The 18,822-nt window shown below is 74.2% G+C and carries 19 protein-coding genes; all 19 read right to left on the bottom strand.

The annotated features are described in order from the left end of the window. Nucleotides 1–91: 91 nt before the first annotated feature. Nucleotides 92–250, bottom strand: coding sequence for a hypothetical protein (locus ACW14Y_RS34715; RefSeq protein ID WP_167349777.1), 159 nt, complete (start codon nucleotides 248–250; stop codon nucleotides 92–94). Next, nucleotides 247–2,103, bottom strand: a complete 1,857-nt coding sequence (locus ACW14Y_RS34710) for a prolyl oligopeptidase family serine peptidase (protein ID WP_456984706.1) — start codon at nucleotides 2,101–2,103, stop codon at nucleotides 247–249. The genes ACW14Y_RS34715 and ACW14Y_RS34710 overlap by 4 nt, the downstream gene beginning before the upstream one ends. A 193-nt stretch (nucleotides 2,104–2,296) precedes the next feature. Then, nucleotides 2,297–3,637 (bottom strand): sulfate adenylyltransferase subunit 1, encoded by a 1,341-nt coding sequence (locus ACW14Y_RS34705; RefSeq protein WP_380386040.1) that lies wholly within the window; start codon nucleotides 3,635–3,637, stop codon nucleotides 2,297–2,299. A 2-nt stretch (nucleotides 3,638–3,639) separates the two neighbouring features. Further along, nucleotides 3,640–4,572 (bottom strand): sulfate adenylyltransferase subunit CysD, encoded by a 933-nt coding sequence (cysD, locus tag ACW14Y_RS34700; protein WP_380302416.1) that lies wholly within the window; start codon nucleotides 4,570–4,572, stop codon nucleotides 3,640–3,642. Beyond that, nucleotides 4,569–5,132, bottom strand: a complete 564-nt coding sequence (cysC, locus tag ACW14Y_RS34695; protein ID WP_456984705.1) for an adenylyl-sulfate kinase — start codon at nucleotides 5,130–5,132, stop codon at nucleotides 4,569–4,571. Before cysC ends, cysD begins: the two co-directional genes overlap by 4 nt. 83 nt (nucleotides 5,133–5,215) lie before the next feature. Further along, nucleotides 5,216–6,532, bottom strand: coding sequence for a condensation domain-containing protein (locus ACW14Y_RS34690; RefSeq protein ID WP_456984704.1), 1,317 nt, complete (start codon nucleotides 6,530–6,532; stop codon nucleotides 5,216–5,218). Further along, nucleotides 6,532–8,103 (bottom strand): amino acid adenylation domain-containing protein, encoded by a 1,572-nt coding sequence (locus tag ACW14Y_RS34685; RefSeq protein WP_456984703.1) that lies wholly within the window; start codon nucleotides 8,101–8,103, stop codon nucleotides 6,532–6,534. The genes ACW14Y_RS34690 and ACW14Y_RS34685 overlap by 1 nt, the downstream gene beginning before the upstream one ends. Continuing rightward, the gene (locus tag ACW14Y_RS34680; protein ID WP_456984702.1) at nucleotides 8,100–8,375 is read right to left on the bottom strand and encodes a phosphopantetheine-binding protein; all 276 of its coding nucleotides are present in this window, start codon (nucleotides 8,373–8,375) and stop codon (nucleotides 8,100–8,102) included. The genes ACW14Y_RS34685 and ACW14Y_RS34680 overlap by 4 nt, the downstream gene beginning before the upstream one ends. Before the next feature lie 112 nt (nucleotides 8,376–8,487). Beyond that, the gene (locus ACW14Y_RS34675; protein ID WP_380302406.1) at nucleotides 8,488–9,741 is read right to left on the bottom strand and encodes an MFS transporter; all 1,254 of its coding nucleotides are present in this window, start codon (nucleotides 9,739–9,741) and stop codon (nucleotides 8,488–8,490) included. A 99-nt stretch (nucleotides 9,742–9,840) separates the two neighbouring features. After that, nucleotides 9,841–10,578 (bottom strand): sulfotransferase-like domain-containing protein, encoded by a 738-nt coding sequence (locus ACW14Y_RS34670; RefSeq protein ID WP_456984701.1) that lies wholly within the window; start codon nucleotides 10,576–10,578, stop codon nucleotides 9,841–9,843. Further along, on the bottom strand, nucleotides 10,575–11,627 hold the full coding sequence (locus ACW14Y_RS34665) for a M20/M25/M40 family metallo-hydrolase (protein WP_456984700.1): 1,053 nt from the start codon (nucleotides 11,625–11,627) through the stop codon (nucleotides 10,575–10,577). Before ACW14Y_RS34665 ends, ACW14Y_RS34670 begins: the two co-directional genes overlap by 4 nt. 32 nt (nucleotides 11,628–11,659) lie before the next feature. Further along, nucleotides 11,660–12,481, bottom strand: coding sequence for a [LysW]-aminoadipate kinase (locus tag ACW14Y_RS34660; protein WP_380302400.1), 822 nt, complete (start codon nucleotides 12,479–12,481; stop codon nucleotides 11,660–11,662). Between the two features lie 5 nt (nucleotides 12,482–12,486). Beyond that, nucleotides 12,487–13,497 carry an N-acetyl-gamma-glutamyl-phosphate reductase gene (gene argC / locus ACW14Y_RS34655; protein ID WP_380302398.1) on the bottom strand — a complete coding sequence of 337 codons (1,011 nt, stop codon included), beginning with the start codon at nucleotides 13,495–13,497 and terminating at the stop codon, nucleotides 12,487–12,489. Then, nucleotides 13,494–14,378 carry a RimK family alpha-L-glutamate ligase gene (locus tag ACW14Y_RS34650; protein ID WP_380302396.1) on the bottom strand — a complete coding sequence of 295 codons (885 nt, stop codon included), beginning with the start codon at nucleotides 14,376–14,378 and terminating at the stop codon, nucleotides 13,494–13,496. Before ACW14Y_RS34650 ends, argC begins: the two co-directional genes overlap by 4 nt. Beyond that, nucleotides 14,371–14,538: a lysine biosynthesis protein LysW gene (locus tag ACW14Y_RS34645; RefSeq protein ID WP_380302394.1), complete on the bottom strand. Its 168-nt coding sequence runs from the start codon at nucleotides 14,536–14,538 to the stop codon at nucleotides 14,371–14,373. The genes ACW14Y_RS34650 and ACW14Y_RS34645 overlap by 8 nt, the downstream gene beginning before the upstream one ends. Nucleotides 14,539–14,615: 77 nt before the next feature. Further along, nucleotides 14,616–15,542 (bottom strand): transketolase family protein, encoded by a 927-nt coding sequence (locus tag ACW14Y_RS34640; RefSeq protein ID WP_380386026.1) that lies wholly within the window; start codon nucleotides 15,540–15,542, stop codon nucleotides 14,616–14,618. Continuing rightward, nucleotides 15,535–16,398, bottom strand: coding sequence for a transketolase (locus ACW14Y_RS34635; protein ID WP_380386061.1), 864 nt, complete (start codon nucleotides 16,396–16,398; stop codon nucleotides 15,535–15,537). Before ACW14Y_RS34635 ends, ACW14Y_RS34640 begins: the two co-directional genes overlap by 8 nt. An 80-nt stretch (nucleotides 16,399–16,478) precedes the next feature. Further along, nucleotides 16,479–17,741: a DegT/DnrJ/EryC1/StrS family aminotransferase gene (locus ACW14Y_RS34630; RefSeq protein WP_456984699.1), complete on the bottom strand. Its 1,263-nt coding sequence runs from the start codon at nucleotides 17,739–17,741 to the stop codon at nucleotides 16,479–16,481. Continuing rightward, on the bottom strand, nucleotides 17,741–18,820 hold the full coding sequence (locus ACW14Y_RS34625; protein ID WP_456984698.1) for a BtrH N-terminal domain-containing protein: 1,080 nt from the start codon (nucleotides 18,818–18,820) through the stop codon (nucleotides 17,741–17,743). The genes ACW14Y_RS34630 and ACW14Y_RS34625 overlap by 1 nt, the downstream gene beginning before the upstream one ends. Between the last annotated feature and the right edge of the window lie 2 nt (nucleotides 18,821–18,822).

Genomic DNA, 18,822 nt, shown 5'->3' with positions numbered 1-18,822 from the left:
GCGGGCAACGGGCGGTGGGCAGGGGCGGTGCGCGGGGGCGGTGCGCGGGGTGTCGCTCCGGGGCACCGAGGCGCCCCGGAGCGACCGGGAATCACTTCTTGGACTCCGGCTTCGGCTTCGGCTGCCCCTTGAGGGCGGGCGCGACCGGTGCGGCCTTGGTGATGTCGAGCGCGAAGTTCTGGACGATCACCGCGCCACGGTCACGCTCCGGGGTACCGATCGGGTCGTTCTGGATGCTGCGACGCTTCATGGCTGTTCACCTCCTTCCAACGGCTGGGCGGATCCCCCGGGACGGTCGCCCCGGGGTGGTCGGTGGGGTGGTGCGGGTGGTGCGGCTGGTGCGGGTGGCGCCGGCCAGGCCTGTCCGGCGAACCGGACCATCGCGGCCAGCACCGACCGGTGGTCGGCGGTCCGGCGGCTGTAGTGGCCGCCGTCCACCCGGAGCAGTTCGTGCGGCACCGCCAGCCGGCGCAGGTCCGCGGCGTACCGGGCCACCTGCTCGGGCGGGCACCGCTCGTCGTCCTTCGAGACGACCAGCAGCACGGGCGAGCGGACCCGGTGCACGTACGACCGGGGGTCGGCCGCGCGGTAGCGCTCGGGCACCTCGTCGGGGCTCCCGCCGAAGAGCTGCCGGTCGAGCGCGCGCAGGGCCGGGGTGGTGCCGCGGTAGGTCGCGGGGTAGTCCGCGATCGGCTGGGCGGCCATGCCGAGCGTCCACAGCTCCGGCTGGACGCCCATCGCCAGCAGGGTCAGATAACCGCCCCAGGAGAACCCGCAGAGGCCGGTGCGGTCCGCGAGCGCCGTGCCGTCGGCGACCAGCTCGGCGCGGACGGCGGCGAGGTCCTCGATCTGCGCCAGCCCGACCCGGTGCTCGTACTCGTGCTGCCAGCGGGCGCCGTAGCCGGTGGAGCCGCGGTAGTTGGTGCGCACCACCGCGTAGCCGTGGCCGACCAGGATGTTCACCCGGGGGTCGTAGGAGTCCCGGTCGTGGGTGGCGGGGCCGCCGTGCACCAGGAACAGCGTCGGCCACGGGCCCCGGCCGGGCGGGGTGCTGACGAAGCTGTGGATCCGTCCGTACGGGCGGGCCGTCCAGCGGCGGCCGCGGGAGGTGCCGTCGAGGTCCAGGCCGGGGTGGTCCGGATCGGGGCCGGGGCGGTCCGTCGCCCCCGCTCCCGCCGCCGTCTCCGGGCGCAGGACCAGCGGGCGGGGCGGGGTGGACTCCCGGCTCCAGACGCAGTGCAGGGTGCCGTCCGGGGCGCAGGACAGGTCGTGGATGGTGCCGCCGGGCGTGCCGAGCTCCCGGACGACGGGCGACGGGTCGAGCTCGGCGAGGAGCAGCCGGCTCCGCCCGGCCCGCTCGTGCTGGATCAGCACCCCGCGCGGCCCCCGGTACCAGCCGGCCGATATCTGCGCGTCGAAGGACAGGCCCGGGTAGCGGCGCAGCCCGGTGCCGGCCCGCCAGGTCGCGACGGTGTAGCGCTCGTCCTCCTCGACCACCAGCAGCAGTTCCGGATCGACGACCGAGAGCGGGTTGAACTCGATCGGCCAGAGCCGCAGTCCGGCGCCCCCGGCCGCGCTGACCGCCGGGCCGCCGTCGGTCCGCCACAGGAGCACCGCGTCGTCCCCGTCGGGCCGACCGCCGAGGGCGAGCAGCCGGCCGTCCGGCGACAGGTCGGCCAGACTCAGGTACCCCGGCGCGGAGCCGATCAGCCGCGCCTCGCCCGCGGGCGGTCCGACGTAGCAGTGCGAGGCCCCGTCGACGCCGACCGCCACCGCCGCCAGCGCGCCGGTCCGGTCGAAGGCGACACCGTACGGGCGCCCGGGCGGCACCCCGTGCAGCGCCTCGCCGTCCGGACCGCCGGCGAACGGCTCGCGCCGCCAGCGGCCCTGCTCGTCGCTGTCGGAGTCGAACCACCAGATGGCGTCGCCGTCGGGCTCGATCTCGCTCAGGTGCACGCCGCCGGGCCGGTCGGTGACCACCCGGCGCCGGTCCGTGCCGAGGTCCCAGGCCACCGCCTGCCAGCGCTCCTCGACGAGCCGCGTCTCGACCGCGCGGCCCGCCGCGAGCGCGGCGAAGCCCGGGGACTGGAACGCCTGTGTCACGGACCCGCCCTTCCGGCTCGATGGTGGGAACAGGCTGCGCCGAACGCTCGATGAACCAGTGAACTCCTGTGACGGAAAGGTCACTTGTGGAGGGGCGCGGTCCACTCTAGGGGGGTGCTGCGGCCTCGAACAGACCTCTCGCACGGTTGGCCGAAAGAAAATTGAAATGGACACCGCCCGACGGGGAAACGTCCTAGAAGTCCCAGCCGTCGGCCTCCGCCGCCCCCGCGCCGACCGGTGCGGCGGCGGCCCGGAAGGCCTCGCCCGCCATCCCGGCGGCGAGGGTGGTGCCGTCCGCCGGGTCGATCAGCAGGAACGCCCCGGTGCGCCGGGAGTCGGCGTAGGAGTCGAGCGCGAGCGGTTCGGCGGTGCGGACCCTGACCCGCCCGATGTCGTTGGCGACGAGGCTCCCCGGCTCCGGGTGCTGGGAGAGGTCGTCCAGCGCGAGCCGCGACGGGATGTCCTCGACGATCGCCTTCACGGTGCGGGTGGTGTGCTTGAGCAGGACCCGCAGGCCGACGGTGAGCGGGGTGTCGGCGACATGGCAGACGGTGGCCTCGACCGTCCTGGTGATCCGCGGCGGCCGGGGCCCGGCGGTGAGCATGTCGCCCCGGCCGACGTCGATCTCGTCGGCGAGCCGGACGCTGAGCGAGGCGCCCGCGGCCACCGCGTCCGCCGCCTGGCCGAGCACGTCGAGCGCGACGACGGTGGTGACCCGCCCGGAGGGCTGCACGGTCACCGTCTCGCCCACCCGGAGCCGGCCGCCCACCAGTTGGCCCGCGTAGTAGCGCTCCCCCTCGTGCCGGATGACCATCTGGACGGGGAAGCGGGCGGAGCCCTCGGCCGCGCCGTCCCCGACCTCCACCGACTCCAGGTGCTCCAGTACGGTCGGGCCGCCGTACCAGTCCATCCGCGCGGAGGGCTCGACCACGTTGTCCCCGGCCAGCGCCGAGATCGGGATCGCGGTGACCTCGGGGACGCCCAGCGCGGTGGCGTACGCCGTGAACTCCTCGGCGATCAGGGCGAAGACGGACTCCCGGTGGTCGACGAGGTCCATCTTGTTGACCGCGAGGACGACGTGCGGGACGCGCAGCAGGGCGGCGACGGCGACGTGCCGGCGGGTCTGCTCGACGACACCGTTGCGGGCGTCGACCAGGACGACCGTCAGCTCGGCGGTGGAGGCGCCGGTGACCATGTTGCGGGTGTACTGCACGTGCCCGGGGGTGTCGGCGAGGATGAACCGCCGCCGGGGAGTGGCGAAGTAGCGGTAGGCGACGTCGATGGTGATGCCCTGCTCGCGCTCCGCGCGCAGCCCGTCGGTGAGCAGCGCGAGGTCCGGCACGGCGGCGCCGCGGGCGCGGGAGGCGTGCTCGACGGCCTCCATCTGGTCGGCGAGCACCGACTTGGAGTCGTGCAGCAGTCGCCCGACGAGGGTGGACTTGCCGTCGTCGACGGAACCGGCGGTGGCGAAGCGCAGCAGGGTGGTGGGCGACGGGCCGAACGGGCCCTCGGCGGCGGTGCGGTGGCTGCTCATGTCTAGAAGTACCCTTCCCGCTTGCGGTCTTCCATCGCCGCTTCCGAGAGCTTGTCGTCGGCGCGGGTGGCGCCGCGCTCGGTGAGCCGGGAGGCGGCGATCTCGGCGATGACCTTCTCGATGGTGGTCGCGTCGGAGTCGACGGCGCCGGTGCAGGACATGTCGCCGACCGTCCGGTAGCGGATCAGCCGGGTCTCGACCGGCTCGTCCGCCGTCGGGCCGCCCCAGTCCCCCGCCGTCAGCCACATGCCGGCCCGCCGGAAGACGGGCCGCTCGTGCGCGTAGTAGATGGCCGGGAGGTCGATCTTCTCGCGGGCGATGTACTGCCAGACGTCCAGTTCGGTCCAGTTGGACAGCGGGAAGACCCGGACGTGCTCGCCGGGCGCGTGGCGGCCGTTGTACAGCTGCCAGAGTTCGGGGCGCTGGCGGCGCGGGTCCCACTGGGAGAACTCGTCGCGCAGCGAGAAGACCCGCTCCTTGGCACGGGCCTTCTCCTCGTCGCGGCGACCGCCGCCGAAGACGGCGTCGAAGCGCTCGGTGCGGATCCGTTCGGTGAGCGGAACGGTCTGGAGCGGGTTGCGGGTGCCGTCGGGGCGTTCGCGCAGGAGGCCCCGGTCGATGTACTCCTGCACGGAGGCGATGTGCAGCCGCAGTCCGCGTTCGGCCACCACCCGGTCGCGGTAGTCGAGGACCTCGGGGAAGTTGTGGCCGGTGTCCACGTGCAGCAGCGCGAACGGCACGGCCGAGGGCGCGAACGCCTTCAGCGCCAGGTGCAGCATGACGATGGAGTCCTTGCCGCCCGAGAACAGGATCACCGGCCGTTCGAACTCCCCCGCCACCTCGCGGAAGATGTGCACCGACTCGGACTCCAGGGCGTCCAGGTGGCCGAGGGCGGAGAGGTCGTCCGTCATCGTGCCGATCGGACGGGGGTTCATGTCAGCCGCCTTTCCGCCAGCAGGTTCAGCAGCTCCGCCGCCGATTCGGCGACGGTCTGCTCGTGCGCGGGGATGCGCAGATCGGGGTCGGTCGGGGCCTCGTAGGGGTCGTCGATGCCGGTCAGTCCGGTCAGCTCCCCGGCGGCCTGCCGGGCGTAGAGGCCCTTGACGTCGCGTTCGGCGCAGGTACTCGTCGGGGTCGCGACATGGACCTCCAGGTACGGGGTGCGGGAGGTGTCGTGCCGCTCGCGGACGGCCTGCCGGCTGTCCGCGTAGGGCGCGATGGCCGGGACCAGCACCAGCACGCCGTTGCGCGCCAGCACCTCCGCGACCAGGCCGATGCGCTGCACGTTCGTGTACCGGTCCGCGCGGCCGAAGCCGAGGCCGGCGGAGAGGGTCAGGCGGAACTCGTCGCCGTCGAGCACCTCGACCCGGCGGCCGTCGGCGCGCAGGCGCTCGGCCGCGGCATGGGCGATCGTCGTCTTTCCCGAACTGGGCAGGCCCGTCAGCCACACCGTCGCACCGCACTCGCACGCGCGCGTCGTCGGGCTGGTTCGCAACTCCGTTTCCACCGGCGTGTCGCTCTCTTTCTGGAGGTCGGGAAGTCCGGAAGCCCGGAAGTCCTTGGGTGGGGCGGCCCGGCTCAGGCGGTCGCGGCCAGCCGGTCGAACAGGTCCCGCACCGGCACCCCGGGGTCGGCCGAGGCCGCCGCCAGCGCGGTCAGCCACTGCCGCAGGAACAGCGCCGCCTCGTCCGGGGTGAAGAAGTCCAGGGCGTAGTCGGCCCGGACGTCCCAGCCGCCGCCGTCCGCGACCACGTACTGGAGCCAGTCGAACTTCGCCGCGGCGCCGCCGACGTGCACCCGCTCGCAGCGCAGCCCGGGCAGCGCCAGCCGGCTCGGCGACTGGTCCAGGACGAGGCAGATCCGGCCCAGGTGCGCGCCGGACAGCACGCCCCGGGTGCGGCCGACGCCGCCGCCGAGCCGGGCGTAGGGCACGTTGCGGTGCCTGAGCACGTCCAGCGAGCGGCGTTTGGCGGCGGCGCACACCGTGGCGAAGTCGGCCTCGGCGGGGACGCGGTAGCGGACCGGGAGCAGGTCGGTCAGACAGCCGAGGACGCCGTCGAGGTCGGGTTCGCCGCGGCGGGACACCGGGGTGCCGATCACCACGTCCTCGCTGTCCACCGCCGCCGCGGTGACGGCCATGCAGGTGCTCATCAGGACGTGCGGGGTGGTGCGCAGCGCGCGGGCCGCGGCGCGGACGGCGTCCCCCAGCGCGGCGGGCACGGTGGTCCGCACGGTGTCGCAGGCGGAGCCGCGCCGGGCGGCGAGCGGCCTCGGGCGGGGCGGCAGCTGGGTCAGGGCGGGCGCCCCGGCCAGGAAGTCGGCCCAGAACGCGAGGTCCGCCGGGTCGATCCCGGCCGCCCGGGCGCGGACGGCGTGTTCGCCGAGCAGCAGCGCGGGCGGTTCGAGCCCGGCCGGGGCGCCGCCGGTCTCCTCGGTGTACAGGGCGGACAGTTCCCGGTCGAGCAGCACCAGGGAGGCGTCGTCGACGGCGACGTGGTGGATCTGCAGCAGCAGCACGTGCTCGTCCGGCGCCCGGTCGTAGAGGGTGAACCGGGCGGGCGAGACGGTCAGGTCGAGCGGTCGCTGCCCGGCCCGGCGCAGCGTCCCGAACAGATCGTCGGGGTCCAGCTCCCCGCCCGGCCAGGGCAGGCGTTCCAGCGGGACGGTGCCGGCCGGGTCGACGATCTGGACCGGTCCGTCGTCGCCGAGGTCGAACCCGCTGCGCAGCACCGCGTGCCGGGCGACCAGGGCGGCCAGGGCGCGCTCCAGGGCCGGGACGTCGAGCGGCCCCAGGATGCGCTGGGCCCAGGTCTCCAGGAACGGTGAGGGGTCGCCCAGGAACCGGTCGGCGATCCAGAGCGCCTCCTGCTCGTAGGTCTGCGGGAACTCGCGCATCAGCGGGGGCGCCTCTCCAGAGCCGACAGGTCGACCTTGCCGTTCTCGCGCCGCGGCAGCTCGTCCAGCTGCTCGAACCGGCCGGGCACGGCGTAGGCCGGGAGCGTGCCGGTGAGCCTCCTGCGGACGTCCCGCGCGGTCAGTTCGACGCCCTCGGCCAGGGTGTAGACCAGGGCGATGTGCTCGACCGTCCCGCCGGCGTCGGTCCGCGCGACGGCGGCGCAGGCGCGGATCTCCGGCAGCGCGCCGGCGGCGGCCTCGATGTCGCCGAGCTCGATCCGGTTGCCGCTGAGCTTGACCTGCCGGTCCCGGCGGCCGTGGTAGTGCAGGACCCCGTGCTCGTCGATCAGGCCGAGGTCGCCGGTGCGCAGGGCGCGGTGCCGCTCGCCGTCGATCTCCAGGGTCGGGAACCGCTCGCGGGTCAGCGTCCCGTTGTCGAGGTACCCGAGCGCCACGCCGGGGCCGAGCGCGACGATCTCGCCGCGTTCGCCGGGCGGCGCGGGTGTGCCGTCCTCGCGCAGCAGGAGCACGGTGGTTCCGGGCACCGGCAGGCCGACGGGGATGCCGGTGGGGACGGTCGTGTCGGCCGGCCGCATCCGGTGCACGGTCGTCAGCATGCAGTTCTCGGCCGGGCCGAAGCCGTTCCAGAGCGGCAGGTCGGGGAAGCGCTCCAGGAAGCGCGCGACGTGCCGGGGGGACTGCTTCTCGCCGCCGACGTAGAGCGTGCCCAGGCCCGCGAAGGCATCCGGGTCCTCGTCGACGACCAGGTTGAACAGGGAGGTGGTGAGCCAGAGCGTGTCCACGCCCTCCTCGGCGACCAGGCGCCGCAGCCGGCCGGGCATCAGATGGTTCTCCTCGACCACGACGCAGGTACCGCCGGTGGTCAGCTGGCCCCACAGCTCGAAGGCGTACATGTCCCAGGCGCCGGGGGCGACCTGGGCGGTGGTGTGCCCGGGTCCGAAGCCGTCCAGCCCGCCCGGGCCGAACATCCGGGTCACCGCGCGGTGCGGGATCAGCACCCCCTTGGGGACGCCCGTGCTGCCGGAGGTGAAGAACACCGTGGCCAGGTCGTCCGGGGCGGTCCGCACCGGGGCGAACGGCTCGGCCGCCGCCCCGGCCGCGAGCGCGGCCAGCGGGCCGGGGGCGAGCGTCCTGGTGGCGCCGAGCGGCTCGGCGCCGGGCCGGCCGACCACCACCGGGTCGTCGAGCTGGCCGAGGATCGCGGCGAGCCGGCCCGCGGGCCAGCGCGGGTCGAGGGTGGCGTACGCGGCGCCGCTCATCAGCACGCCGAGCTGGAGCGCGATCAGCTGGGCGCCGCGCGGCAGCAGCAGCGGGACGATGTCCCCGGGCCGCACGCCCCAGGCGGTCAGCCGGCCGGCGAGGGCGCGGGCCGCCGAGACGAGGGTCCGGTAGTCGATCCGCTCCTCGCCGTGGACCAGGGCCGGGGCGCCGGGCGCCCGGTCGGCGTGGGCGGCCACCGCGGCGTGCACACTGCGCGGCGGCGGGGCGTCGGCGGCGGGGACGTCGGTCGAGGGGAGTCCGGTCGAGGGGAGTCCGGTCGAGGCGGTCATTCCGCACCGAGCCGGACCTGCTCGGCGAAGTCGGCCAGTTCGTCGTACTCCAGCAGCCAGGCGGGGTCGACCTTGAAGCCGAGCCGGCGCTCGATCCGGGCGCAGATCCGGATGGCCGCCAGCGAGGTGCCGCCGAAGTCGTAGAAGCTGTCGCGGCGGCCCACCAGGTCGACGCCGAGCACCTCGGCCATGACGTCGGCCACCTGCTGCTCCAGCTCGTCGGCCGGCGGCTCGTACTCGGCCTTGCACACGACGTCGCGCTTCTCGGTCACGGGATCTCCTGTTCTCGGCTGCTCGGCCTGTCTCGTCGGCTGGATCTGCTCAAGGGGGTGGGCGGGTCGGCGGGCGCGGGGCTGGGCGGGTCGGCGGGACCGGACGGCCGGCTCAGGCGATCGGTTCGACGGCGCTCGCGGGCCGCACGTCCCGCTCGGCCTCGCGCAGGGCGCGCGTGGTCACCCGGGAGGCGAACACCACGGCGGCCAGCGCCAGTCCGACGCCGCAGACCACGAAGGCGTGCTCGGGGCCCAGCCAGCGGCCCAGGCCGCCGCCGGTCAGCGCGCCGACCGGCACCGCGCCGAGCACGATCAGCCGGTAGGCGGCGGTGACCCGGCCGAGGAGTTCGTCGGGGACGGCGGCCTGCCGCAGCGTGCTCACCACGATCTGGTTCAGGGCCGTGGAGATGGCGGCGAGGAACATGACGATCTCGGAGAGCACGATGTTCCCGCTGAGGCCGAGCACGAGGTAGCTGGCCGCGGGCACCAGCGCGGCGAGCCAGGTGACCGGCCCGCCGCCGAGGGCCGGGACCACCCGCGCCGCGATCAGCGAGCCGATCACGGCCCCCACCGCCGGCACCGCGATGAAGACGCCGTACCAGGACTTGGAGACGCCCAGCGGTCCGGTCGCCAGGAGGACGAGCAGACCGGCGGTGGCGGAGGAGAACAGGTTGATCGAGCCGGAGATGAACGCCACCCGGCGCAGCAGCCGGTGCTCCCAGAAGTAGGACCAGCCGGCCCGGATGCTGCGCAGGACGTCCCCCGCCGAGTGCTTGCCGCCGCTGGTGTCGCTCGCGGTGGGGAGCATCCGGGGCAGGGTGACCGCGGCCAGCGCGCCGAGGGCGAAGAGCCCGGCGGTGGAGGAGAACACCATGACCGCCGACAGGGCGAACAGGGCGGCGCCCGCCGTCGGTCCGACGAAGTTGTTGATCGCCGACTGGGTGGCGAACAGCCGCCCGTTGGCCCGTTCCAGGTCGGCGCGCTCGACCAGCCGCGGCGGCACTGTCAGCGCCGCGTTGTCCACCAGGGTCTCGGCCGTGCCGGCCAGGAACACGGCGAGGTAGAGGACCACGATGCTGTGCAGGTCCGCCGCCAGCGTCAGGACGAGCAGGAGGAAGCCGACCGCCCGGATCGCGTTGCCCCACACCATGATCAGGCGCCGGTCGACGCGGTCGGCGAGGGCTCCGGACGGCAGGGTGAAGATCAGCCAGGGCAGGAACTGCGCCACCGTGATCCCGGCGACCAGCAGCGGGTCGCGGGTCATCTCCACGGCGAGGAGGGGTACGGCCGCCAGGACCAGGCCGTCGGCCAGATTCGACAACCCCTGCGACCACCACAGCCTGGTGAAGCCAGGGCCCAAACTCATGTCCGCTCCTCTTGTTCGTGCGTACGTGCAGATGTGCGGTGCGTGCCGTGCGTGTCGTGCGTGCGGTGCGTTCTCGCGTGCCGTGCGTTCTGGACCGGATCAGCCGGTCGCGGGCGCCGGGGCGCCCAGGGCCGCCGTGATCCGTGCGTAGTACGGGAGTTGGTCCCGCTCGAACGCCTCCGCGATCGGCTCCAGCTCCACCGGGAAGGGCTTGCGCCCGGCCGGGGCGGCGCCCAGGGCGTTCGACTCGCCGGCCGCGGCGTGCCAGCGCCCGGTGGCCTCCCAACTGGCCGGCGGCCGCTGCTTGAAGGCCAGTGCCTCGGCGAGGAAGTCGATCCCCATCGCCTCGCAGTACCGTCGCACCTCCGCCTCGGCGCCGCCCGCCAGCCGGTCGCCGTCGACGAGGTGCATCGGCAGGCCCGCGGCGGTCACCGTCTCGACGATGTCCCACAGGTGCCCGAAGCCCATCGCCGAGGACGTGGCGTCGGCCTGCATCACCAGGTGCGAGCGCACGGTGTCCCGGGGGTTGCGGACCATCGCGGCGTGCCGGCACCGGCGCAGGAAGGCCGGGTCGGTGCCGAGCCGGTCGAGCGGGAAGTCGGTGGTGTCCTTGAAGAACACCGGCCGCTCGGCCGCCGTCCCGACGAGGGCCGCCATCACCTCCTCCTGGCTGGCGCAGCTGCGGCCGGCGACGTCCGCCTCGCCGAAGTCGCACACCCGGGAGAACGGCTCGTGGACCACCAGGAAGTCACCGCGCTCGTACATCGCGCGCTCGAACGCGGTCGAGCGCGACCTCGGCACGCTCCACAGCGCCAGCAGGCTCGGCTGTTCCGTCATGACGCCGCCTCCGGAAGGGTCTTGTCCAGTTCGGCCAGGGCGGCGCGCAGCACGCGGATGCCGTCGAGGTACTCCTGGACCAGGATGTGCTCGCTGTCGGTGTGGTCCTCGTGGCAGTCCCCGGGGCCGTAGGTGGCCATCGGGACCCGCCAGGTCCTGCTCAGGGTGTTCATGTCGCTGGTGCCGGTCTTGAGCTTGTGCGCGGGGCGCAGCCCGGCGGCGGCGATGCCGCGGGAGAGCGCGCGGACGCAGGCGGAGCCGCGCGGCACGGTGACGGCGGGCACCTCGTAGACCGCCGACACCTCGACCTGTTCGCCGAGGGCGGCCCGGACGTCGCGCAGCAGGTCCTCGGCGGAGACGCCCGGCGGGGTCCGGAAGAGCAGCGAGCAGGAGCTGGCGAAGGGTTCGAACCGGCCGTCCCTGACGACCATGCCGATCCCGTCGAAGGTGTCGTTGCCCCGGGCGCCGTAGGTGTCGAAGAGCCGGGCGAGGGCGCGGACCAGGGTCTCGCTGGACTTCGGTCCCGGGGTGGCGGTGTGGGTGCGTTCGACCTCGCAGCGCACCGCGAGCTGGACCATGCCCTTGTAGCCGACGGTGACCGAGGAGGCCCCGCTCGGTTCGCCGACGATCACCGCGTCCGGGACGGGGACGGTGGTCCGGACGTGCTCGGCGCCCCTGGAGTGGAGCGTCTCCTCCTCGACCGCGCCCACCCAGTGGATCCGGAGGCCGAGGTCCCGGCTGTTGAGCGCGGCGACGAGCATCGCCGTCAGCGGGCCCTTGGCGTCGACGGCGCCCCGGCCCCGGACCAGGGTCGCGGTGCGCTCGAAGGGCACCTCGCCCGGCACGGTGTCGAGGTGGCTGAGCAGCATGACCGTACGGGTTCCGTGCCCGACCAGGACGTGTACGTTCCCCACCTCGTCGAGGTGGCTCCGCGCGCCGTGTGCGGAGGCGATGTCCCGGAGTCGTTCCGCGAGCTTCCGCTCACTGCCGGAGACGGAGGGCACCGCCACCACCTCGGCGAGCAGGGCGACGGCCTCTCTGTCGGTCAACGCCCTTGCTTCCGTTGTGGCCTGATGGATCGTCATATCGTGCCACGGCCCTTTCCGATGAGAGTACCGCTGCCGCGCAGGGCGGCCGCGATCGGCGCTTCCACCCGTCCGTCGCAGATCTGGACCGCCAGGGCGCCGTGGTCCAGTGCCTCCACCGCGGCGGCGACCTTCATCCGCATGCCGCCGCTCAGGGTGGTCACCAGCTCCGCGGCGGCGTCCCGGTCCAGTGCGGGGACGACGGAGGCGGGGTCGTCGCGGTCGGCGAGCACGCCCGGGGTGTCCGTGCAGAGCAGCAGCCGGTCGGCGCGCCAGGCCGCCGCGATGGCGCAGGCCATCCGGTCCGCGTCGACGTTGGTGGGCTCGCCCTCGGCGGTCATCCCCGGGGGGCAGACGACGGGCAGGATGTCGCAGGCGTGCAGCGCCTCCAGCACCCTGGTGTCCACGCCGACGACCTTGCCGGCGAGGTTGTCGCGCACCACCCGGACGGTGTCGCCGAACACGGCGCGGACCGCCGCCTTGCGCCGGGTGCGGACCAGCCCGCCGTCCATGCCGGACAGCCCCGCCGCGGTGACGCCGCGGGCGGCCAGCTCGGAGACGATCCGGGCCTGGGTCCGCCCCCGCATCGCCATCATCAGGGCGCCGAGGGTCGCCGCGTCGGTGTACCGGGTCACCATACCGTCCGGGGACCGCAGGGTGCGCCGGGGCAGGCCGAGTTCGGCGACGGTGTCGTCGATGTCCCGGGAGCCGCCGTGCACCACGACGACGCGGTGCCCGGGCCACAGGGCGGCGATGTCGTCGGCGATCGCGCCGCTGTTCTGCTGGAGGCTCCCGCCCCACTTCACCACGATTCTCATCCCGGTCACACCGGGTGCAATCCGGGGAAGGTCAGCCCGCACGTCTCCGGCAGGCCGAGCATGAGGTTCATGCACTGCACCGCGCCGCCGGCGGCGCCCTTCACCAGGTTGTCCAGGCTGCCCATCACCAGGGCCCGGCCGCGGTGGTCGGCGACGATGCCGACATCGCAGAAGTTGGAGCCGAGCAGCACCTTGGGGTCCGGGTAGCGGAACGTGCCGCGCGCGCTGTTCACCAGCCGCACGAACGGCTCCGGGCCGTAGTCCTCGCGGTACATGGCGAGCAGTTCGCGCTCGCCGACGTCCCCGACGGACACCTTGGCCAGCGTCTGCACGCCGCGCACCTGCGGGGTCGCGGTGACCGTCATCGACACGTCGACCCCGAGCGCCTCGGCCACCTCGGCCTCGTGCCGGTGGTCGAACGGTGCGAAGACCCGCAGCACTCCGCTGCGCAGCGCGTGGGAGTTGGCGTCGCCGCCGGAGGCGCCGGAGCCGCTGCTGCCGGTCCTGGCGTCGACCTGGACGTCCTGGAGCAGCCCGCGGGCGGCGAGCGGCGCCAGGCTCAGGATGGCGCTGGTGGCCATGCAGCCCGGGACGGCGACCCGGGTCGCGTCGACGATCTGCTTGCGGTGCAGTTCGGGCAGGCCCCGGACGAAGGCCGCGGCGTGCTCCCCGTCGCGGCTCCAGCCGTAGTAGCGCTCCATCAGCGCGGGGTCCTCGATCCGGAAGTCCGCGGTGAGGTCGACGATCCTGGGCGCGAGCGCGGCCATGTCGTCGAGGATCTCCGCCGTGGACCCGTGCACCCCGGCCAGGAAGACCAGGTCGACCGGTTCCAGCTCGGACCGCCGGCGGTAGCGCAGTCCGCTGCCGCGCAGCGGCGGGTGCGCGGTCTCCACGGCGCGGCCGGCCTGGGTGTCGGAGGTGACCGCGGCCACCTCCACCTCGGGATGGTGCACGAGCAGGCGCAGCAGCTCACCGCCCACGAAGCCCCGCCCACCCACCACTGCGATGCGTTTCATACCGGTTCCTCCACCTCGACCTTCTCGGCTGTCCAGGCCTCGACAATGCGGGCGGCGACGTCGACGCCCGTCGCGCGCTCGAACCCCTGGAACTCGACCCGGGAGTTCACCTCCAGCACCGTGTGGCTCCCGTCCGCGCGCTCGACCAGGTCCACGCCCGCGATCGTCGCGCCGACGGCGGCGGCCGCCCGGACGCAGAGCCGGTGGACCTCCTCGTCGGGCGCGTGCTGCTCGACCGTGGCACCCCTCGCCACGTTGTTGCGCCAGTCGCTGCTGGACCGGGTGATGGCGCCGACGCACACGCCGCCGACGACGATGCCCCGGATGTCCGGCGAGCCCGGCCGGACCGCCTCCTGGACGATCACCGTGCGCGCGACCGCCGAGGGCAGCGCGGCGCAGTGCTCCAGGACGGCCTCGGCCGCGTACCGGTCGGTGATCAGGCTGACCCGGTTGCCCCAGGAGGCGCTGAGCGGCTTGATCACGGCGGGGTAGCCGAGGGCGGCCACCGCCGCCCGGCCGGCCTCCGGGGTGGGGGCCAGCAGGGTGGTCGGGGTCGGTACGCCCTCCTGCCGCAACCGCAGGTAGGTGGACCACTTGTTGCCGCACACCCGGATCGCCGCGGCGTCGTTCAGGGTGCGGGCGCCGAAGGCCTCCAGCGACTCCCCCGCGAGGGCGGCGCGCTGACTGGAGATCTCCCGGTTGAGCACCGCCATCCCCCGCAGCTCCGAGGTGTCCCCGGGGCCGAACGACATGGTGCGGGGGTCCAGTCTGGCGACCGGGATCCCGCGGCGGTCCAGCTCGGACAGGAGCCGCCGTTCCTCGTAGCGGACGGTCGACAGCAGGATCCCGAGCCGTGTCGACGCTGTCCGCCGATCACTCACCCCAGTCCTCTTCGGGCTCGGGCGCGAGGGCCAGCTCCAGCGGGTCGACGGACTGGATCTCCAACTCGACGGCGCAGCCGGGACAGCTCACGATCTCCCCCTGGTAGCTGTCCCCCGGTATCTTCAGCGGGCCGTCACAGCTGACGCACAGTGCTTCCATCTCTCTTCTGTCCTCTCTCGGTCGGTACTCGGTCGCTCGGTCGGTTCTCGGTCGGTCGGTTCTCGGTCGCTCGGTCGCTACGGTCGGTCGAGGAACTCCAGGACCCGGCGCAGCACGGCTGCGGCGGTGAGTCCGCTGTCCTCCAGCAGGTCCCCGTGGCTGCCGGGCGGCAGGAATCCGGGGACGCCGACCGGCAGCCAGCGGATCCCGCGCGCGCCCAGCGCCGACGCGACCTGCGCGCCCATGCCGCCGGAGGTCCACGCCTCCTCCAGCGTGACCAGCCACCGGCAGTCGGCGGCGACGGCCCGGCCGACCGCGAGAGCGGCCTCCGGGTCGACGGTGTGGGCGTTGATCACCTGGGCGTCGTACCCGGCGGCGGCGAGCCCCTGCGCGACCTCCAGGGCGGTGGCCAGGATCTCCGGGCCGGTGGCGACCAGCGCGAGGTCGCGGCCGGGCCTGACCTCCTGCGGGAGGCCGAGCTCCGGCTCCGGCAGTCCCGCGAACACCGGTGAGTCCTTGCGGCCGAGCCGCAGATAGGTCGGGCCGTCGTACTCCAGGCACTGCCCCAGCAGGGACACCGCCTGGCGCGCGTCGGCCGGGACGACCACCCGCATGTTCGGCAGGGCGTTCATCAGCGCCAGGTCCTCGGTGGCGTGGTGGGTCGGCCCCAGCCAGCCGCCGCTGGCGCCGCCGTGGGTGCCGACCACGCACACCCGGCGCCTCGGGTAGGCGATGTCGAGCTTGATGAACTCGAACGCCCGGCTCACCGAGAAGGCGGCGAAGGTGCAGACCAGGGCGCGGCGTCCGCAGTGCTCGGCGCCGGCGGCGAGTCCGACGGCGGCGTTCTCCGCGATGCCGACGTTGAGGTAGTCCATCCCGGGGGCCGGTCTGACGCTCCCGGTGTCGGTGTCGACCACCAGCACGTTGTGGCGCGCGGCGAGTTCCGGCAGGGCGTCGGCGAACGCCGCCCTGGTGCTCATCGGCTCGGGTGCGGTCTCAGCCACGGCCGGACCTCCTTCCGCCGCTCGCGGCGGGTGCCGCCGCTCCGAGGCTGCCGCGGACCCGGGCGAGCTTCCGCTCGGTGTCGAGCCGGACGAAGTGCGAGGCGGAGCGGCCCTCCAGGACGCCCACGCCCTTCGCCTTGACCGTGCGGCAGACCACGGCGGCCGGCCCCGGGGCGCGGGCCGCGCCGTCGAGGGCCTCGCCGAGCGCCGCCAGGTCGTGCCCGTCCACCTCGACCGTGTGCCAGCCGAAGCCGGCCCAGCGGTCGGCGACCGGAGCGCCGTCGCTGACCTCGCGCACCGCCCCGGTCTGCTGGAAGTCGTTGACGTCGACGACCGCCACCAGGTTGTCCGCGTTCAGGGCGCGGGCCACCTGCGCCGCCTCCCACACCGTGCCCTCCTGGAGCTCGCCGTCGCCGAGCAGCACGAAGGTCCGGGCGGGGGTACGGGCGGCGGTGCCCTCGGCGGCGCCGTCGACCTGGCGCTGCGCCCACGCGGTGCCGTTGGCCAGCGCCAGCCCGTGGCCGAGCGAGCCGGTGGCGAACTCGACCCCGGGCACGGCGACATTGCCGTGGGTGGCCAGCCGGCTGCCGGGGCGGCAGAAGGTGGCGACCTCCGCGCGGGGGATGAACCCCCGTTCGGCCAGGGTGGCGTAGAGGGCCATCGCCGCGTGGCCCTTGCTCAGCACGAAGATGTCGCGCTGCTTCCACTCGGGGTCGGCGGGGTCGATGTCCATGGTCCGGAAGAAGAGCGCGACCAGGATCTCCACGGCGGACATCGAGCCCCCGAGGTGACCGCCCTCGGGCCCCGCGCACATCTCCACGATGTGCTCGCGGACGGCGCGGGCGCGGGCCGCCAGCTGGGCGGTCGTCGGCCGGTGCTCGGACCCGGTCGTCGGCCGGTACGCGGATTCGGTCGTCGGCTGGTGCTCGGGTCCGGTCAGCGGCCCGCACCTTCCGCGAGTTCCGGCAGGACCTTCAGGTGCGACCAGACCTTCTCCACGGCGTCGGCGAAGCTCTGGAGCAACGGTCCGGCGTCCGGCGGCAGTTGGCGCTGCTGGAGGGTGAAGCTGCGGTCGATGACGTCCTGGGTGACCGGCCAGGAGTCAGGGCTCTGCCGGTTCAGCGGGCGCAGGGCCGGCTGGTCGGCGAGCGGCATCATCTGGTACCTGGTGACCGGCATGCCCTCGGCGCGCAGGGCCCGCATCAGCAGGTTCCTGGCCGCCCCCGGCTCCAGACCGGGCAGGACCCGCTCGAAGTCGACCACGAAGCGCAGGATGTGCCACGCGTGCTCGTAGCCGTCCGGCTCGGAAGGGCAGGTCAGGCCCTCCAGCGGCCGCAGCCGGGCCAGGAAGGCCTCGACATTGGCCCGCCGGGCCGCGTGGTACTCGTCCAGCCGCTCCAACTGGCTGGCGGTGTAGGCGGCCTGGACGTTGCTCAGCTTGGCGTTGAAGCCCAGCCGGTGGCTCACGTAGCGGCGGGGGCGGTCCGGGCGGATCGTCTCGCCGAACTGGCGCAGCTGCACCAGCCGGTCGGCGAGCCGGTCGTCGTCGGTCACCACCAGGCCGCCCTCCCCGCAGGTGGGGAGGTTCTTGGTCATCTGGAGGCTGAAGGTGGCGGTGTTGCCGGAGGCGCCGGACCGCACCCCGCGGTGACGGGCGCCGTGGGCCTGCGCGGCGTCCTCGACCACCACGAGGTCGTGCCGGCGGGCGACCTCGCCGATCGCGTCCAGGTCGGCGCTGAGGCCGTGCAGGTGGACCGGCAGGACGGCCCTGGTGCGCCCGGTGATCTCGGCGGCCAGGCTGTCCGGGGACATCGTGAAGGTGACCGGGTCGACGTCCGCGTACACCGGGGTCGCCCCGACGTGCACCACGGCCATCGCCGTCCCGACGAAGGTCAGCGCGGGCACCACGACCTCGTCGCCGGGGCCCACGCCGTGGGCCAGCAGGGCGAGTTCGATGGCGGTGGTGCCGTTGCTCACCCCGACGCAGCGCCGCACGCCCAGGTAGTCCGCCCAGGACCGCTCCAGCCGTTCGACGGCGGTCTCCCCCGTCCGGTCGGAGACGAAGACGTTCGACTCCAGGACGGACAGCACCGCCGCGCGGTCCGCGTCCGTCGTCCTCGGCCAGTCCACCGGCGCCAGCGACCCCAGTACGGGTTCGCCCCCGGCGAGCGCCAGCCCGCCCACAGACCCGCCATCCATCAGACGTCCGTCCATTCCTCGGCCAGGGCGAGCTGCCAGTCGGCAGCCAGCTGCTCGTACGCGTGCACCAGCTCGGCGCCGCGGCGCGGCACGAGTTCCGTGATCCCGGCCGTCTCCGCCGCGTGGGCGCCGAGCAGCCGGACGTTCGACCAGGCCGCGACCAGCCGGTCCGCCGAGGCGGCCACCTCCAGCAGCCGGGGCCGCTCGGCCCGGTGCGCGAACTCCTGGGCCAGGCGGCCGTGCAGGAACGCCTGCGACTGCATCGACCAGCCCAGGGTGTAGGCGCTGCGGAGTTCCGCCGGGTCGTCGCGGTGCTCCGTCAGCCGTTCGACGAAGCGCCCCAGCCCGGCCCGGCCGGTCCAGAGCCGGTCCAGGGGGCCGGCGGTGCCGCCGGTCCAGCGGTCGAGGTTGCCGCGCAGGGCCAGGGCGACCCGGTCGCCGGTGAGTTCGCCGGGCCGCTCGCGCACCGAGGTGGTGAGCACCCGGCCGCCGATCTCGCGGCTGGAGAAGAAGACGTCCTGGGTGTCGGAGGGATTGCCGGACAGCCAGCCCGCGAGCAGGTGCTCGGCGGCCAACCAGCCCTGGAAGCGCGGTGGTTGGGCGTCGGAGACATAGAACTCCACGGCGCCGTCGGCGGTCCGCCGCCACCCGGGCACCACCACCAGGTGGGCCGCGTGCACATCGTGGAAGGCGGGGCGGAACGGAAGGTGGTAGTTGTCCACCGCCACGACGACGCCGGAGTGCCGCTCGATCAGCCCGATCAGGTCGTCCGCGTCCGCGCCCGTCGTCCAGGCGGACTCCACCTCGTGGTAGGGGCAGAGGTCGCCCGCCACGCCCCGGTCGCCCTGGGCCGGGCGGTAGAACTCCTCGCGCGGGACGTCCTCCGGCGCGAAGACGAACTCGCAGGAGAGGCCCAGGACTTCGAGCGGCCGTAAGCCGTGTTCCAGCAGTACGCCGCCCAGGGTGGTCTGCAGGCAGCTCAACGGGTCCTCGTACCACTGGGGGTAGCTTCCGGCGGCGCCGTTCCACCGGGCGGCGCGCGGCGCGGTGGCGGTCGGGCCGGCTCCGCCCGGAGCCACCC

This window comes from Kitasatospora sp. cg17-2, assembly GCF_054031055.1.
This window is presented reverse-complemented; position numbering and strand designations above follow the sequence as displayed.

Excerpts from the sequence above, each read along its gene's own strand:
- ACW14Y_RS34715 (WP_167349777.1), bottom strand. The coding sequence starts at position 250 with ATGAAGCGTCGCAGCATCCAGAACGACCCGATCGGTACCCCGGAGCGT.
- ACW14Y_RS34705 (WP_380386040.1), bottom strand. The coding sequence starts at position 3,637 with ATGAGCAGCCACCGCACCGCCGCCGAGGGCCCGTTCGGCCCGTCGCCC.
- cysD (WP_380302416.1), bottom strand. The coding sequence starts at position 4,572 with ATGAACCCCCGTCCGATCGGCACGATGACGGACGACCTCTCCGCCCTC.
- ACW14Y_RS34690 (WP_456984704.1), bottom strand. The coding sequence starts at position 6,532 with ATGCGCGAGTTCCCGCAGACCTACGAGCAGGAGGCGCTCTGGATCGCC.
- ACW14Y_RS34685 (WP_456984703.1), bottom strand. The coding sequence starts at position 8,103 with ATGACCGCCTCGACCGGACTCCCCTCGACCGGACTCCCCTCGACCGAC.
- ACW14Y_RS34675 (WP_380302406.1), bottom strand. The coding sequence starts at position 9,741 with ATGAGTTTGGGCCCTGGCTTCACCAGGCTGTGGTGGTCGCAGGGGTTG.
- ACW14Y_RS34670 (WP_456984701.1), bottom strand. The coding sequence starts at position 10,578 with ATGACGGAACAGCCGAGCCTGCTGGCGCTGTGGAGCGTGCCGAGGTCG.
- ACW14Y_RS34660 (WP_380302400.1), bottom strand. The coding sequence starts at position 12,481 with ATGAGAATCGTGGTGAAGTGGGGCGGGAGCCTCCAGCAGAACAGCGGC.
- argC (WP_380302398.1), bottom strand. The coding sequence starts at position 13,497 with ATGAAACGCATCGCAGTGGTGGGTGGGCGGGGCTTCGTGGGCGGTGAG.
- ACW14Y_RS34645 (WP_380302394.1), bottom strand. The coding sequence starts at position 14,538 with ATGGAAGCACTGTGCGTCAGCTGTGACGGCCCGCTGAAGATACCGGGG.
- ACW14Y_RS34630 (WP_456984699.1), bottom strand. The coding sequence starts at position 17,741 with ATGGATGGCGGGTCTGTGGGCGGGCTGGCGCTCGCCGGGGGCGAACCC.